This window comes from Paraburkholderia lebeckiae (genome assembly GCF_014201005.1).
GTDB lineage: Bacteria > Pseudomonadota > Gammaproteobacteria > Burkholderiales > Burkholderiaceae > Paraburkholderia > Paraburkholderia tuberum.
In genome coordinates, this window is record NZ_JACHDK010000032.1 from 13179 (window position 1) to 26899 (window position 13721).

At 62.6% G+C, this 13721-nt stretch carries 12 protein-coding genes and 1 pseudogene; 6 read left to right on the top strand and 7 right to left on the bottom strand.

The features are described from left to right. Nucleotides 1–159 precede the first annotated feature (159 nt). On the top strand, nucleotides 160–1278 hold the full coding sequence (locus HDG39_RS31830; protein WP_184011852.1) for a patatin-like phospholipase family protein: 1119 nt from the start codon (nucleotides 160–162) through the stop codon (nucleotides 1276–1278). A 1-nt stretch (nucleotide 1279) separates the two neighbouring features. On the opposite strand, the pseudogene HDG39_RS31835 reads toward HDG39_RS31830, so the two are convergent. From HDG39_RS31835 to hppD, 3 genes and pseudogenes are all read right to left on the bottom strand, one after another. Continuing rightward, a pseudogene (locus HDG39_RS31835) lies at nucleotides 1280–1477 on the bottom strand (aromatic amino acid aminotransferase); the annotation flags it as partial. A gap of 14 nt (nucleotides 1478–1491) precedes the next feature. Continuing rightward, nucleotides 1492–2874 carry an amino acid permease gene (locus tag HDG39_RS31840; RefSeq protein WP_409259230.1) on the bottom strand — a complete coding sequence of 461 codons (1383 nt, stop codon included), beginning with the start codon at nucleotides 2872–2874 and terminating at the stop codon, nucleotides 1492–1494. 176 nt (nucleotides 2875–3050) lie between these two features. Next, a complete protein-coding gene (hppD, locus tag HDG39_RS31845; RefSeq protein WP_184011854.1) occupies nucleotides 3051–4124 on the bottom strand; it encodes a 4-hydroxyphenylpyruvate dioxygenase in 1074 nt (357 codons plus the stop codon). A gap of 185 nt (nucleotides 4125–4309) precedes the next feature. Here hppD and HDG39_RS31850 point away from each other — a divergent pair, with 185 nt between their 5' ends. Next, nucleotides 4310–4783, top strand: a complete 474-nt coding sequence (locus HDG39_RS31850) for an Lrp/AsnC family transcriptional regulator (RefSeq protein WP_184011856.1) — start codon at nucleotides 4310–4312, stop codon at nucleotides 4781–4783. 255 nt (nucleotides 4784–5038) lie between these two features. Here HDG39_RS31850 and HDG39_RS31855 read toward each other — a convergent pair whose 3' ends face one another. The 4 genes from HDG39_RS31855 to HDG39_RS31870 are packed head-to-tail and all read right to left on the bottom strand — an operon-like array spanning nucleotide 5039 to nucleotide 9988. Then, nucleotides 5039–5791, bottom strand: a complete 753-nt coding sequence (locus HDG39_RS31855; protein ID WP_184011858.1) for a dTMP kinase — start codon at nucleotides 5789–5791, stop codon at nucleotides 5039–5041. A gap of 9 nt (nucleotides 5792–5800) precedes the next feature. Next, the gene (locus HDG39_RS31860) at nucleotides 5801–7285 is read right to left on the bottom strand and encodes a tryptophanase (RefSeq protein ID WP_311735903.1); all 1485 of its coding nucleotides are present in this window, start codon (nucleotides 7283–7285) and stop codon (nucleotides 5801–5803) included. An 11-nt stretch (nucleotides 7286–7296) separates the two neighbouring features. After that, nucleotides 7297–8829 carry a B12-binding domain-containing radical SAM protein gene (locus HDG39_RS31865; protein ID WP_184011860.1) on the bottom strand — a complete coding sequence of 511 codons (1533 nt, stop codon included), beginning with the start codon at nucleotides 8827–8829 and terminating at the stop codon, nucleotides 7297–7299. Nucleotides 8830–8878: 49 nt separating this feature from the next. Continuing rightward, the gene (locus HDG39_RS31870; protein ID WP_184011862.1) at nucleotides 8879–9988 is read right to left on the bottom strand and encodes a hypothetical protein; all 1110 of its coding nucleotides are present in this window, start codon (nucleotides 9986–9988) and stop codon (nucleotides 8879–8881) included. Nucleotides 9989–10580: 592 nt separating this feature from the next. Between HDG39_RS31870 and HDG39_RS31875 the strand changes: the two genes are divergently transcribed. The 4 genes from HDG39_RS31875 to HDG39_RS31890 are packed head-to-tail and all read left to right on the top strand — an operon-like array spanning nucleotide 10581 to nucleotide 13721. Continuing rightward, a complete protein-coding gene (locus HDG39_RS31875; RefSeq protein WP_184011864.1) occupies nucleotides 10581–11351 on the top strand; it encodes a Coq4 family protein in 771 nt (256 codons plus the stop codon). A 17-nt stretch (nucleotides 11352–11368) separates the two neighbouring features. Further along, the gene (locus HDG39_RS31880; protein WP_184011866.1) at nucleotides 11369–11698 is read left to right on the top strand and encodes an acyl carrier protein; all 330 of its coding nucleotides are present in this window, start codon (nucleotides 11369–11371) and stop codon (nucleotides 11696–11698) included. Beyond that, nucleotides 11695–12612, top strand: coding sequence for a hypothetical protein (locus HDG39_RS31885; RefSeq protein WP_184011869.1), 918 nt, complete (start codon nucleotides 11695–11697; stop codon nucleotides 12610–12612). Before HDG39_RS31880 ends, HDG39_RS31885 begins: the two co-directional genes overlap by 4 nt. Before the next feature lie 26 nt (nucleotides 12613–12638). After that, nucleotides 12639–13721, top strand: a complete 1083-nt coding sequence (locus tag HDG39_RS31890; protein ID WP_184011871.1) for an SDR family oxidoreductase — start codon at nucleotides 12639–12641, stop codon at nucleotides 13719–13721.

Consider the following 13721-nt stretch of genomic DNA (forward strand, 5'->3'; position numbering starts at 1 on the left):
GCAGCGCGCGACGATAAATAGTATCGCAGTATCCAAGGCGATCCGCCATGGCATGCGGGACAGGACGAACCACTAAAAGCTCGACGTTTCCGACGCAAGTATCGTCGCGTGCGCGTAAGATTGCCGGGAACGCGATGAAGACGCGAAGGAGCCATGGCGATGGAGGAACTCCGGAACTCGACGCGACAGAACGGCCCCAAGGTCGCGATTGCCCTGCAAGGCGGCGGTTCGCACGGCGCCTTCACGTGGGGTGTGCTCGACCGTCTGCTGGAGGCTTCGTCGCAGGCAATGCCACTCGATATCGCGGCGATCAGCGGCGCAAGCGCGGGCGGAATCAATGCGACGCTGTGCGCGGCGGGTCTCGCAACCAGCGGAGCGACGAAAGCACGCGAGATGCTGCGCGCCTTCTGGGAAGCGGTATCGCGCGCCGGCGCGCTGGCGGGCAACGCGCTCCTCGGCTTTTCCGATCCCGGCCCATTCGGCGGCTGGAATATCGACTGGAATCCCGCCGCCATCATGCTGGAGGCCGTGGGACTCGTCGCCTCGCCATACGGCAATCCGTTTTACCGCGATCCGCTCGGGCCGGTGATTCGTTCCGCCCTCCCCGCACAGGATCTCGCCGCGCTCAATACCACGCGCGATGGCCCGCAACTGTTCATTTGCGCGACCGACGTACGAACCAACCAACGCGCAATCTTCACCCGCCCCGAGATTTCCATTGACGTGTTGCGCGCTTCCGCATGCTTGCCGAGCGAGTTTCGCACCGTGAGCGTGGACGGCATACCGTACTGGGATGGCGGCTATCTGGGCAACCCGCCATTGGCGCCGTTGATCCCCCATGCCCAGGACCTGATTCTCGTCCTCGCGAATCCGTTCGTGCGCCACGACATGCCGCCTAAAGACGCGCGCGGCATTCTCGACCGGCTCAATGAAATCGGTTTCAACGCGTCCGTCGTACTGGAGATCAACGCGATCGAAGCGGTCAACCGTGTGCTCGACTCGGTCGGCGAGGAAGCGGCGCGCAAAAGCCGCTTCAAGCCCGTGAGGTTCCACCTGATTCGCGACGACGATTTTCTCGCGAAGTTCGGTTTTGTTTCCAAGAGCAGCACGTCCTGGTCATTGCTCAAAACGCTCTTCGAGCGTGGCCGCGAAGTGGCGAACGTATGGCTCGAGAACGACTACGCGAAGCTCGGGCAAGCGTCTTCGCTCGACGTCAAGGGTTCGTTGCTCGATCCGACGCTCAAGCACAGCGGCAACACGAGCGCGCGACGAAACTGAAAAGGACCGGCTTTGGACCGAGCTCGGCGAGCAGTTGTCCTTCGGCCTCGCGTATGGCTTGCATCACCGGTAAGCGGCCTTGATCGTCGTAATAGATGCCGATGCTCAGATTGACCTTATGGTCGCGCGAATCCTTCGCGAAGTTCTCGTTCAATGTGAGGATCGGGTCGCCCGCATAGGCATCGATGTGTTCAAACATGCTGGTTCCCTGGATTAGCGCATCGGCATACCAACTGGTACCGAGGCGTCCGCGCGTCGATTGCGCAAGCGATAGCCGACGCCCAGCGCAACGAGCCAAACGGGGATCAGGTAGACCGACATGCGCAGATCCGGTATCAGCCACATCACCACCAGAATGCCGCCAAGGAACACCAGACACAGATAGTTGGTGAGCGGATAACCCAGGCTGCGGAACACGGTCGTCTCACCGGCTCGCGCTTTCGCAGCGCGGAATCGCAAATGAATGATGCTGATCATTGCCCAGTTGATGATGAGCGCCGAGACGACGAGCCCCATCAGCAGTTCAAATGCCTTGCCGGGCATCAGGTAGTTGATCACCACGCAGGTGGCCGTCGCCATGGCGGAAACACCCAGCGCGACGAGCGGAATCCCGCGGGCATTCACCTTCAGCAGAGCGCGCGGCGCATTGCCCTGGCCTGCGAGGCCGTAAAGCATGCGGCTGTTGCAGTAGACGCCGCTGTTGTACACCGACAGCGCGGCGGTGAGCACCACCGCATTGAGCACGTTGGCGACGAAGTTACTATTCATCGCGTGAAAGATCAGCACGAACGGACTACCGCCCGCGACGACTTTTTCCCACGGATACAGTGACAGCAGCACGCCGAGTGCGCCGACGTAGAAAATCAGGATCCGGTAGATCACCTGGTTGGTCGCGCGCGGGATGGTGTGCGAAGGATCTTCCGCCTCGGCGGCCGTAATGCCGACGAGTTCCAGTCCACCGAACGAGAACATGATGACAGCCATCGCCATCACGAGGCCCGACACGCCGTTCGGAAAGAAGCCGCCGTGGCGCCAGAGATTGGCCACGCCCGCGTCAGGGCCTGCGTGGCCCGAAATCAACAGGTAGCCGCCGAAGCCGATCATGCCGACGATCGCCGCGACCTTGACGATCGAGAACCAGAACTCGAGCTCGCCGTACGACTTCACGCTGGTGAGGTTGATCGCGTTGATGACGCAGAAGCAGACGAGCGCGGAGACCCACGTGGGCAGGCCGGGCCACCAATACTGCATGTAGATGCCAACGGCCGACAGTTCTGCCATTGACACGAGAACGTACAGCACCCAGTAGTTCCAGCCGGACACGAAGCCGGAGAATTGGCCGCAGTATTTGCCTGCGAAGTAGCTGAAGGATCCCGCAACGGGCTCGTCGACGACCATTTCGCCGAGTTGCCGCATGATGAAGAAGGCGACGATGCCCGCGATCGCGTACCCGAGCAACACGGACGGTCCTGCCGTCTTGATGGTCTGCGCGATGCCGAGAAAGAGGCCGGTGCCGATTGCGCCTCCTAGCGCGATCAACTGAATGTGACGATTCTTCAGGCCGCGCTGTAGCGTGCCCTGTTGCTGGTGAGCCACGATGTTGTCTCCTGTGTCCTGCGGTTGGTGCTCTGGACGCCACGCCTTGCTTTTCGCCTGCTCTGGTCGGGCAGGCGAAACGTGCCGAGGCCTCACAGCCGACGCTTGTGGCGCCGGTGTCGTGTCTTGCTGGAATAGGTATTGTTGCAGCGGCTATCAACGGGGTTGCATGCGCGTCAAACCTTCAGCGTGCCCCGCTCGATCTGATCGCGTTCGAGCGACTCGAACAGCGCCTTGAAATTGCCTTCGCCGAAACCTTCGTCACCCTTGCGCTGGATGAATTCGAAAAAGACAGGGCCAAGCAGCGGCTTGGAAAAAATCTGCAGAAGCAGGCGCGGCGATCCGTCTGCCGTCGTTCCGTCGAGGAGAATGCCGCGCGATTGCAATTCGCCCACCGGTTGACCGTGGCCCGGCAAGCGCGTCTCGAGCGCATCGTAGTAGTAGCTGTTCGGCCCCGTCATCAGTGGCACGCCTGCCATCTGCAGATTGTCGATAACCGTGATCAGATCGTCCGTCAGGAACGCGATGTGTTGAATGCCCTCGCCATTGAAGGCCATCAGGAATTCCTCGATCTGCCCGCTCCCCTTGCCAGATTCCTCGTTCAATGGAATGCGGATCTTGCCGTCCGGCGCCGTCATCGCCTTCGACGTGAGACCCGTGTATTCGCCCTCGATGTCGAAGTAGCGCAGCTCACGGAAGTTGAACAGCGTCTCGTAGAAGTTGGCCCAATACGTCATGCGGCCGCGATAGACGTTGTGCGTGAGGTGGTCGACGAGGCGCAAGCCATGACCGGCCGGCCGCCGCTCGACACCTTCGATGAACTCGAAATCGATGTCGTAGATCGACTTGCCGTCCTCGAAGCGGTCGATCAGATAAAGCGGTGCGCCGCCAATGCCTTTGATTGCCGGCAATCGCAACTCCATGGGACCGGTTGCGATTTCGATCGGCTGAGCGCCCAACGACAGCGCGCGAGCGTAGGCCTTGTGCGAATCCTTCACGCGAAATGCCATGCCGCACGCACTCGGGCCATGCTCGGCGGCAAAGTAAGCGGCCGCACTGTTGCGCTCGCGATTGACGATGAAGTTGATTTCGCCCTGGCGGTAAAGCAGCACGTCCTTCGAACGGTGGCGAGCCACCAGTGTGAAGCCCATCTGCTCGAACAGCGGTTCGAGCACATTGGGTACGGGCGAGGCGAATTCAACGAATTCGAAGCCCATCAGTTGCATTGGATTGTCAAACAGGTCGGCCATGATCTCTCAGGTTCAGCAGAGGGTGAATGATTTGTGGCGAGCAACCGGCACCGAGTGGTGCTGGGTGTCGGAACAATGAAATTCAGTGTAAGTTTTTATCGACGCAATTGGATTTCCTTGCAGACGCAGACAAACCCTGATTTGTGCATTAATATTTCATTTCACTGGAGAACGAGGAAATAAAAGTGCAGGCAATCGACATCGACCGTATCGACGTGCGTTTACTGGAGATTCTTCAGTCCCAGGGACGCATCTCCAATCTCGAACTTGCGGAGGCGATCAAACTGTCGCCCGCGCAAACGCTGAGGCGGCATCGTCGGCTCGAGGAAATGGGCGTGATCAAATGCTACGAGACGCGGCTTGACGCGCAGCTGCTGGGCTTTGGTGTAGTGGCCTTCATCCAGGTGACGATGGAGCGAGGCCATGTCCGCGACCTGTCCAAGTTCAAGCAAATGATCTCGGAACTCACCCAGGTTCAGGAATGCTTCGTCGTAACGGGTGATATCGATTACATGCTCAAGGTCGTGGCACACGACCTGAAAGCGCTGTCGGAGTTTCTGCTTGATACGCTGATGCGCATTCCGGGCGTGAGCGGAGTCAAGTCCAGCGTTTGCCTCGATGAAATCAAATGTACGGGCGCTGTCCCGTTGGCGGCCTAGCCCGCTGAGCGCGAGCGTCGCCCGTCACATTCCGGTGCCCACTATTCCCCGCATGCGTGCGTGCGGTTCAACGGTCATTTTGCTCCTGAAGGTCAAAGCTGCCAGGCGATGCAGAGCGAGGCACTAGTTCACCTTCCCGACCGACCGCAATATCGAGCGTCCTTGCGCGGTCACACGCCCTCGCGCGTATCCAGACTCGCATTTTGTCGCATACCTCGATGCCCGAATCCGGCTTCTCGGGCGCAGGTCGAAGCCTCAGCATGCCGCCAAGCTTCGTGTAGGAGGTTCCGCCCCGAGAGAGCCCAACCGCCCCGCAACACGGTCGATAGCCACGAGATGACTGAGTGCCTTACAGAACGTCTCGTCGAGACTCCGCTCCGCATCCAGCGCGACAACGCCGTTGACCTCGAACACGGCGCGATAGGCCGCCACCTGACGCGTCAGAAAGCTCATCGGCGGCGGCTGGTCGTTCTCGTCGTTCCTTGCCCGCACGCGACGGTGTGAAGTCGCGCCGGAAACGTTCAGACCAAAGGCGACGTCGGGACGCAGCAAATGACCAGCGATGCTGCGGAGCACAGGCGCAGTCTCAGCGGGATCGGAACGCGTGCCGATTTCAGCCTGAGAGGTGAACACGTAGCGGTCGCAGAAAACGACGTCGCCGCGTTCCAGTGCCGGGATGACCGTGTCGGTCAGATGCTGGACGAGGTCTCCCATGATGGACAGCAGAATGCCCAGCATGTCGACGCGCCGCCGGTTTACGTCGAGTCCGGAACCGGCGCCCGATGTATGCCAGTGGCTGTCCACCATATCCCTGAACAGCGCATCTTTGCGGATCCGACGGGTCGGCGTAAACGTCGTCACGCAGTGGAGCCCCGCACGCGTGCACGCGCTTTCGAGCCTTTCCATCAGTGACGACTTCCCTGCCCCATCCACACCGCACAACGTGACCAGAACCCCCGGATAAGCGTGCGGTTTGAGCTCGAGCGTTTCGAAGACACCATTCGACATGAAATCACCTCAGACCATAACTTCCCGAGACTCCGCGAGCATCTCGTCACGGGCCTCGATCGGCGCGAGGACCGCGGTGAAGTGCTTGAGCATCGACGGTGCCGAGACGATGCGCATTCCCCGGATCGCATCGCGTCGTTGGTAGACCCGGATCAACGCGGCGGCAACCGCCGCGAGGTGGCTATCGGTGTAGACGCGGCGAGGAATGGCCAGCCTCAGCAGTTCCAGCCTCGGGGCGCTGACAGTGCCCGTCGACGGATCTTCTTTCAGGAACGCCAACGAGCCCAGACCGACGGCGCGCACGCCGCCCTCCAGATAAAGCTCGGCAGCCAGCGCCTCGGCCGGGAACTGCGAGCGCGGCAGGTGCGGCAGGAAGGCGGCCGCATCCACGTACACCGCGTGTCCACCAGTCGGCCTCAGTATCGGAACGCCGCCGGCAAGCAGTGTGTCCCCTAGCCGTTCGACCTGACCTACGCGGTGCTGCAGGTATCGGTCGTCGACCATCTCGCGCAGACCGATCGCGAGCGCCTCGAGATCGCGGCCCGCCATCCCTCCGTAGGTGACGAAACCTTCGTACAGCACGAGCAGCGGCACGACCTGCTCATAGAGCGCGCGCGACCGTGTCGCGAGTAAGCCGCCGATGTTGACCAGCGCATCCTTTTTGCAGCTGAACGTGCAGCCCTCGGCATAGGAAAACTGCTCCTTCAGAATTTCCGCCACGGACCGGTTCGCATAGCCGCTCTCGCGCTGCTGGATGAAGTAAGCATTCTCCGCGCAGCGCGCCGCATCGAAGTAGACCGGGATCGCAAACTCATCGGCCAACGCCCTCACCGCGCACAGGTTCGCCATCGATACCGGCTGGCCGCCGCCCGCGTTGTTCGTCAGCGAGACCATGATCAGCGGAACATTGTCGCGCCCTTCGCTCTCGATCACGCTGCGCAGCTTTTGCACATCCACGTCGCCCTTGAACGGGTGCTCGACAGCCGGCTGGTAGCCGATTTCGGCGACGCACGGTATCGCGGTCCCGCCGGCAATCGATACGTGTGCCTCGGTCGAATCGAACGGCGCGTTGAATGGCACCACCTGGCCTGGGCGCACGAGGGTCCGAAACAGGAAGTGCTCGGCCGGCCGGCCCTGATGGGTTGGCAATACGTAGTCGAAGCCGAGCATGTCCCGCACGGCCTGCGTCAACTTCGTGAAACTGCGGGAACCGGCATATGATTCATCGCCGGTCATGATGCCGGCCCACTGGTTCGCGCTCATCGCGGAGGTGCCGCTGTCCGTCATCAGATCGATGTAGACGTCGTCTGCTTCGAGGCGAAAGACGTTGTATCCGGCGGCGACAAGCCGCGCCTGCCGTTGCTCGCGGTCGATCAACCTGATCGGCTCGACCATCTTGATCCTGTACGGCTCAGGCTGGCTGTTTTCTAAAAGCATGCACTCCTCCTGGGTTGAAAGTACGCGGGCCACTGGATGACTGGCCGCTTCGGGCATCGCACACCGCATCAGGCACTTTGCTCGATCGGCACAACCTCGATCGGTGTCCAATCCGCATCGCCGCCGGCCGCGGACGTGCGGTGACAACCGCGAGCGTCGCGGGCCGCTTCGAAGCGTTTCTCGATCCGGTTCAGGATCGACCAATACGCGCCCCGCTCGCCCTGCGCGATCGCTTCGACCAGCGCGTCGTTCGCGTTGTAGTTGAACAGACTCGCGTTGGTCCCGAAGAACCGCCGATCATTGCCGATCAGATCGGCAATGAATCGCTGCGGGTCCGGGCCCAACGCGGTCGGCAGATAGAACACCGGATGCAGCAGATGGTCGTTGCCTTCGATATGGCCGTGAAGATTCGGATTTCCGACATGTAAGCCCTCGCGGCGAATCATCTGCTCGAGCTCGGTGCCGGGGAAAATCCTCAGCCCGACCGTCACCGAAACGCGCTCGGGATCGATCCGCTTGATGAACTCGATCGTCTCGCGCGCGGTTTCCTGCGTCTCGCCGGGCGCGCCGAACAGCAACTCGATGATGTGCTCGAGGCCGTGGCGCTTCGCCGTATTGACCGCATGCTCGATGTCGTGGGCGCTAAAGGTGCGGCGCAGTATCTTCAGCATCGTTTCGCTGGCGGTGTCGACGCCGAAGTTCATGCCGACGCAACCGGCTGCTTTCATCGCGGCCGCGAGTTCATCGGGAAACGGCCGCGGCATACCGTACGCATACCATTGGATTTTGCCGGCGAGCCCGTGCCGGATGATGGCCGCGCACAGCGCAAGAGGATGCGCGACGCTCAGATTGAATTCCGAGTCATTGATGTGAAAGACGTTGACCCCGCGTTCTTCGAGCGATGCCATCTCGGCGACGACATCATCGGGTTCGCGCATGCGCACCGTGCGGCCTTTGATCAGCGGCTCGACGCAATAGATGCAGGAGCGATTGCAACCGCGCTTCGTTTCGATGCCGATCTGGCCGCCTTTGGCGAAGTAGTGGGGGTTGTCGACCAGCTCGCGTTTGTGAGGCCCTATGCTGGCCAGCGGTCCGCATGCGTTCGGGGCGAGCGGCGTAGCGCGCACCCCGGCCGTATCGCGGTAGACCACGCCCGGTATGTGCGTGAAACTCCTGCCTTCTTCGAGGCAGGTCAGCAGCTCGGGAAAGCTGAATTCGCCTTCCCTGACGATGCCGAAGTCGGCGTCGAGGTAAGCAAGCAGCTTTTCCGGCATTACCGAGTAGCCCGCGCCGCCCATCACGACCGGAACCGCGCGCGCGCGCCGAAGCAACGCGACGATGTCCCTGATTCTGTCGAGAAAGCTGTAGCCGCTGGAAAAATAGACGTCGTCGGTATTTCGCAGCGTCACCCCCCAGTAATCCGGCGCGGCGGTGCGGCAGTGCGCGGCAATGGCCGCCTCGCAATCGTCCGAGAAGCACAGGTCGAGCAAATCGAGCTCGAACCCGGCTCGCTCCATCGGCGCCGACAGGTAGTCGAACGCAATCGGCGCAATCGCCGGTTTGATCTGGTTCGTGTTGACGAAGGTGACGCGCTTGGCCATGTTCGATCGGTCTCGGTGGAAAGGTTCGCGAGGGCTCGCAGGAATGCGCCTAGACGGCGACGTCGATGGACATCTTCTGGCCCGCGCGGGCCACCGTCATCTCGCTCATGAATTCACTGAACCGATGCATCATGACCGCCGCGAGGTGCTTCGCCTTGTCCTCGCAGTCGGAGAATGCATAGAAGCCAGGACCCGCGCTGCTCATCCCCGCGTACACCGCGCCCTCGCGTTGCATCGTCTCGTCGAACTCACGCATCACGTCGGTCCGGAAAATGCCTTCGAGCACCTTCATGTTGCTCATGCTGTTGAGTTCCCAGCCGTGCTTCAAAAACGCGAACAGGTCATTGCGATGCAGTGCCGGCCGCAACTTCTGCTCGATGAAGTTGCGCCACGCGAGGCCGTAGCGCTTCTGCCACTCGACAAAATGCGTCGGCACGAAGCCCGCCTCGGTGGTGCCGGACATGTCCGCGCCTTCGCCATGGGCGCGCAGCGCTTCGGTCGATAGCGTGTCGTAGTTGCCAACGGCGGTGGTCACCCACAGGTTTTCCGAACTCAGGTTGCCGAGAAAACGGCCGTTGCCGTGCTTCTCGTCGACCCAGACCAGACCGCCGAAGAACAGGCACGCCTCGCCGACGCCGGTCTCCAGTCCGAAATACACGTGCTCGTCATCCTTTGCGGTTTCGACGTAGTTGCGGGTGATCATTTCCCACATGTCGTGCGGCGAAAACGGTGAGCCGAACAACGCGTTCAAGCCGGCGAGCGTCGCAGTGTTGAACGAGACATTCGAGCCGAAGCCGCTGTGCTGGTGCTGGATGCTGCGCACCCGATCGACGCGGATGTCGTCACGTGCGTAGCCGACGGCTCGCTTGAACAACTCGAGCATGTGCCGCCCGCTCGGGACGTCGCAGCCGCCCTCGCCGTTGGTCGTCTTCGTGACGGTGATCCGGTGTCCGACCGTGCTCGTCGATACGCCGAGTCCGCCGCCGCCGAAGCCAGGCGCCATTTGCATAAAGTCGAATACCGCGAAGTGAAGGCGCCCTGGCACCGAGACCTCGGCACGGTCGTAGCTCGGTACCGCGTCGCGCTCCCAGTGCGGCAACACAGTCAGATTCGCGCCCGGCAGGAACTGCCCCGCTTTCGCCTTCCATGCCTGATTCATTGCTCTACCTCCATCCTAGTGAGTATTCCCAAGCGATACGTTTCGCGACCATCAATACGCACCACTCATTGTTCGCGCTCCTGGCGCACGGTTCGTGCCAGGCACGCTCTTGCAGCGCGACGTGAGTCCTCGTCAGAAGCAATGACGCAAGCAGGACGGCAGATTTCAAAAGGCAGCGCGAAACATTCGCACGTTTAGACGTTTGGACGTCGGCATGTGAACCGACCCGGCATCGAATGTCCCGCAGTCGATCTGCAACCAACAGATGCGCTTCACGTGTTGGCCCGGCACCGACATCCAGCAGGCTGCGACGGGCTCGCCCCGAACGCGCGTCGACAAATCGCAGACTTCGCTTCAATCGGCGCGATACCCGCGCCGCCTTTTGAGATCTGGGCACTTCGTTCCGTTCTTGCAGGGAATGAGGACGACCGTCGTGCTGCCGACTGACGGCTGGCATGAACCCTGCGAAAAGCATCCACAGTTGGTGGCCGGCCTCGCTCGATTCCTTCTTGCCGTATCCGAACCCGAATCGCGAGGCACCGGTCGATTGCCACTCGTGACTCGCCCTCTTGACCTTTGCCTGGAGCCGCAGATGACAGCAACCTTGAAGGACGACGCGCTGGCGCGACGCCACATCGATTGGCCGCGCGCCTTGCGGGCGATCAAGGCGTTGAGGGCGAACGTAGACGATATTCAGCATGCCTACGAAGTGATGATCGCGCTCGACGGCGGCCAGATGGAGACGATGTACCAGCGTTTTCTCGGCGAGCCCGGCGCCGGCGCGCTGATTGCCGAGCAGCCGTCACTGCTCGGCACGCTCGCGGATTCCGACACGCTGCTGCGCTTGCCGCCGGGCTCGTTCGGCCGCGCTTACATGGCGATGATGGGGCACAGCGGCTACAGCGCCGATGGTCTGCTGCAGGCGAGCCGGCTGGCCGCGGGCCTCGAAGAAATCCTCCCCGGCCCGGACCGTCAGTGGTTCATCGAGCGCAGCGGCTGCATTCATGACCTCCTGCACGTGTTGACGGGCTATGGCCAGGACTGGGCCGGCGAGACCTCGCTTCTCGCATTCGACTGCGGGCTCGAACCGATGCGCGCGCGCATCGTCGGTCTGCTCGGCACCGCGCTAACTGCGCCGTGGTGGCCGAACTTCTGGGTCCATCGTTTTCTGCGCCGCGCGTGGTTGCGTGGCAAGCGCGCGCGCATTCCCCTTTCCTACCGCTGGGAAGAAGCGTTGCAGCGGCCACTCGAAACCGTCCGCCTGGAGCTGGCGATCGAGCCTGTCGCGCTCGCGCATCCGCAGGGCATCCTGGCCGGCGGCCAGACACTGCCGTGGCGCTACGCCGAGTCGAGCAACGCGTGAACAGAAAGGATCCCAGCATGGCCAGCACATCGAAAAATGCGTCGACGCGCAACACCGTATTCGGAGTCGTACGCACGCAGTTACTGCGCGTCTGCCGCGAGCATCAGCGTGACTTCAACACTGAGATTCGCCTCGACAGTTCGCTGATCGCCGATCTTGGCCTCGACTCGCTGTCGCTCGTCGAAGCCGTGGTCGCAATCGAGCAGGCGTTTGGCATCGAGCGTCTGCCTCTAGAAGCGTTGAACGAAGAACGCGCCGAAACGTATTTCACGGTCGGCTCGCTAGTGGACCTGTGCATCCGGCACGCCGCCGTCCGTGTAGACGCCAATGAGGGGTTGCGCACATGAGCCCGCGCCTTTCGCTGGTCACCCCGCATGCGAGACGTGGCCGGCTTGCCGCCGCGGCAGCCACTTTCGGCAACACGCTCGGCCGCATGCCGCTGGCGGCCGAGGCGGTGCCGATCGCCGGCGCGTTCGTCTGCTCGCTTTTTCTATACGGACGGATAGCCGGCGTCGCCATCGAACCGGGCTGGCGTGTGCTGGCGGGCCTCGCGTCATTCTTCCTGCTGTTCGTCCAGCTTCGCCTGATCGACGACCTCGACGACCTCGAACGCGACTACCCCACCGGGCACGCGCTGTTGGCGCGACGCGAGGCGCGACGCACACGCCTCGTCGCCAGCATCGCGGCAAGCGCGATCCTGCTCGTTGCGCTGAACACCGGCATGGGGCACGCGAGGACGGCCGCCGCTGCCGCTACCGCACTGGCCTTCGCTGCGCCGTTCGTCTTCAAGCGGCTGCTCCCGACCCACCCGCTGCTGTGCCTACCCGCTTTCGAGGGCGCGCCCTTCGCCATCTTCACGTACGGCTATTTTTTTTGGCGCGACATGGCTGGGCGCGAACTGAGCTTCTACGTCGTGGTGTGCGTAGCAGGTTCGATGTGGACCGGCTACGAATTCTGGAAGTTCTCGCGCAAGGTCGGCACCACCGCACTGCAGCCCTATCTCCTGTCGGCGCGCGCCATTCGGGTCACGCTGAATGCCCTGCTGATTCTGGCGCTCGGCATCAACGTGTCGCTCTCGCGCCTGGCAAGCCTGTCGCAAACGTATTCGATCTATGCCGCAACGCTGCCGCTCGTATGGCTCGTCTGGCTCAACGCGAGCTGGCCGGGCCCCGCGAGCAGACCGGGCCGGCCACGCTGGGCTGGCACCCGCTTCATCGTCGCCGTCGAGCTCGGACTGCTGGCCGGGCTTCTCCTCAAATGACACGCAACCCTGGATGGTCACCCACGATGGATAAGCACGTTCTCGTCACCGGTGCGCGAGGTCTGTTGGGCGCCGAAGTGATCGCCCGGCTGACGGCAATGGGGTACCCGGTCGTCGCATTCTTGCGCTCCGATGGACCGGTTGTCCGCAACGACGGCACACCGCTCGCGGCGACACCGTACGGCGGCCACACACCCGCTGCCGGAACCTTCGCATGTGTGCGGGGCGACGTCGCCGAGCCCCGGCTACGGCTCGATCCACACACCTACGAGGCACTGCGCGCGGCAACGGGCGCGATCGTCCACTGTGCCGCGCTAACCAGCTTCGGGCGCAAGCCCGAGGTCTACGACGCGATCAACTTTCGCGGCACCGAGCGCATCGTCGAGTTCGCGCAAGGTAGCGGCGACGCGCCGATTCCGCTGCTCTACGTGAGCACCGCCTATGTCTGCGGCGAGCGCCCCGGCGTGTTCAGCGAGGACGATCTCGAACTCGGTCAGCGTCTGGGCAACCCGTATGAGCAGAGCAAGTACCGCGCGGAACAGTCGGTGCGAGCGGCGATGCGCAGCGGTCTGCCGGCGGCGGTGCTGCGCCCGTCGATCATCGTCGGCGACTCGGCAAGCGGCGTGATCCGCAAGTTCGACACGCTGTACACCGTCGTGCGCCTGACGGCCGCGGGACTCGTGCGCACGATGCCGGGCGACTACGGCGCGACGCTGAACATCGTGCCGATCGACTGGGTCGCGGACTGCGTCGTCGAAGCGCTGGCGAAGTTTCCGCTCGTGCGCGGACGCACGCTGCATCTGACCTCGGGCACGCCGACCACGCTGCGCGAAATCAACGACGTCTGCGCGGAGTTTCCCTCGTTTCACGTGCCTCGCTATGTGCCGCGGCATGTCTTCGACGCCGCCGCGATGAAACCGCTCGAGCGGCGTTACTACGACGAGGTCGTGAAACTGTACGAGTCGTACCTGACGCGCCAGGTGCGCTTTGCACGCGACGCGACCGCCGCGATCCTGCCGGCCCTGCCTCGGGCGACGGGCAAAACGCTGCTGCGCAGGATCTTTCGTTACGGGATCGCGGCGGGCTACTTCGTGCCGCGCACGGCTTGA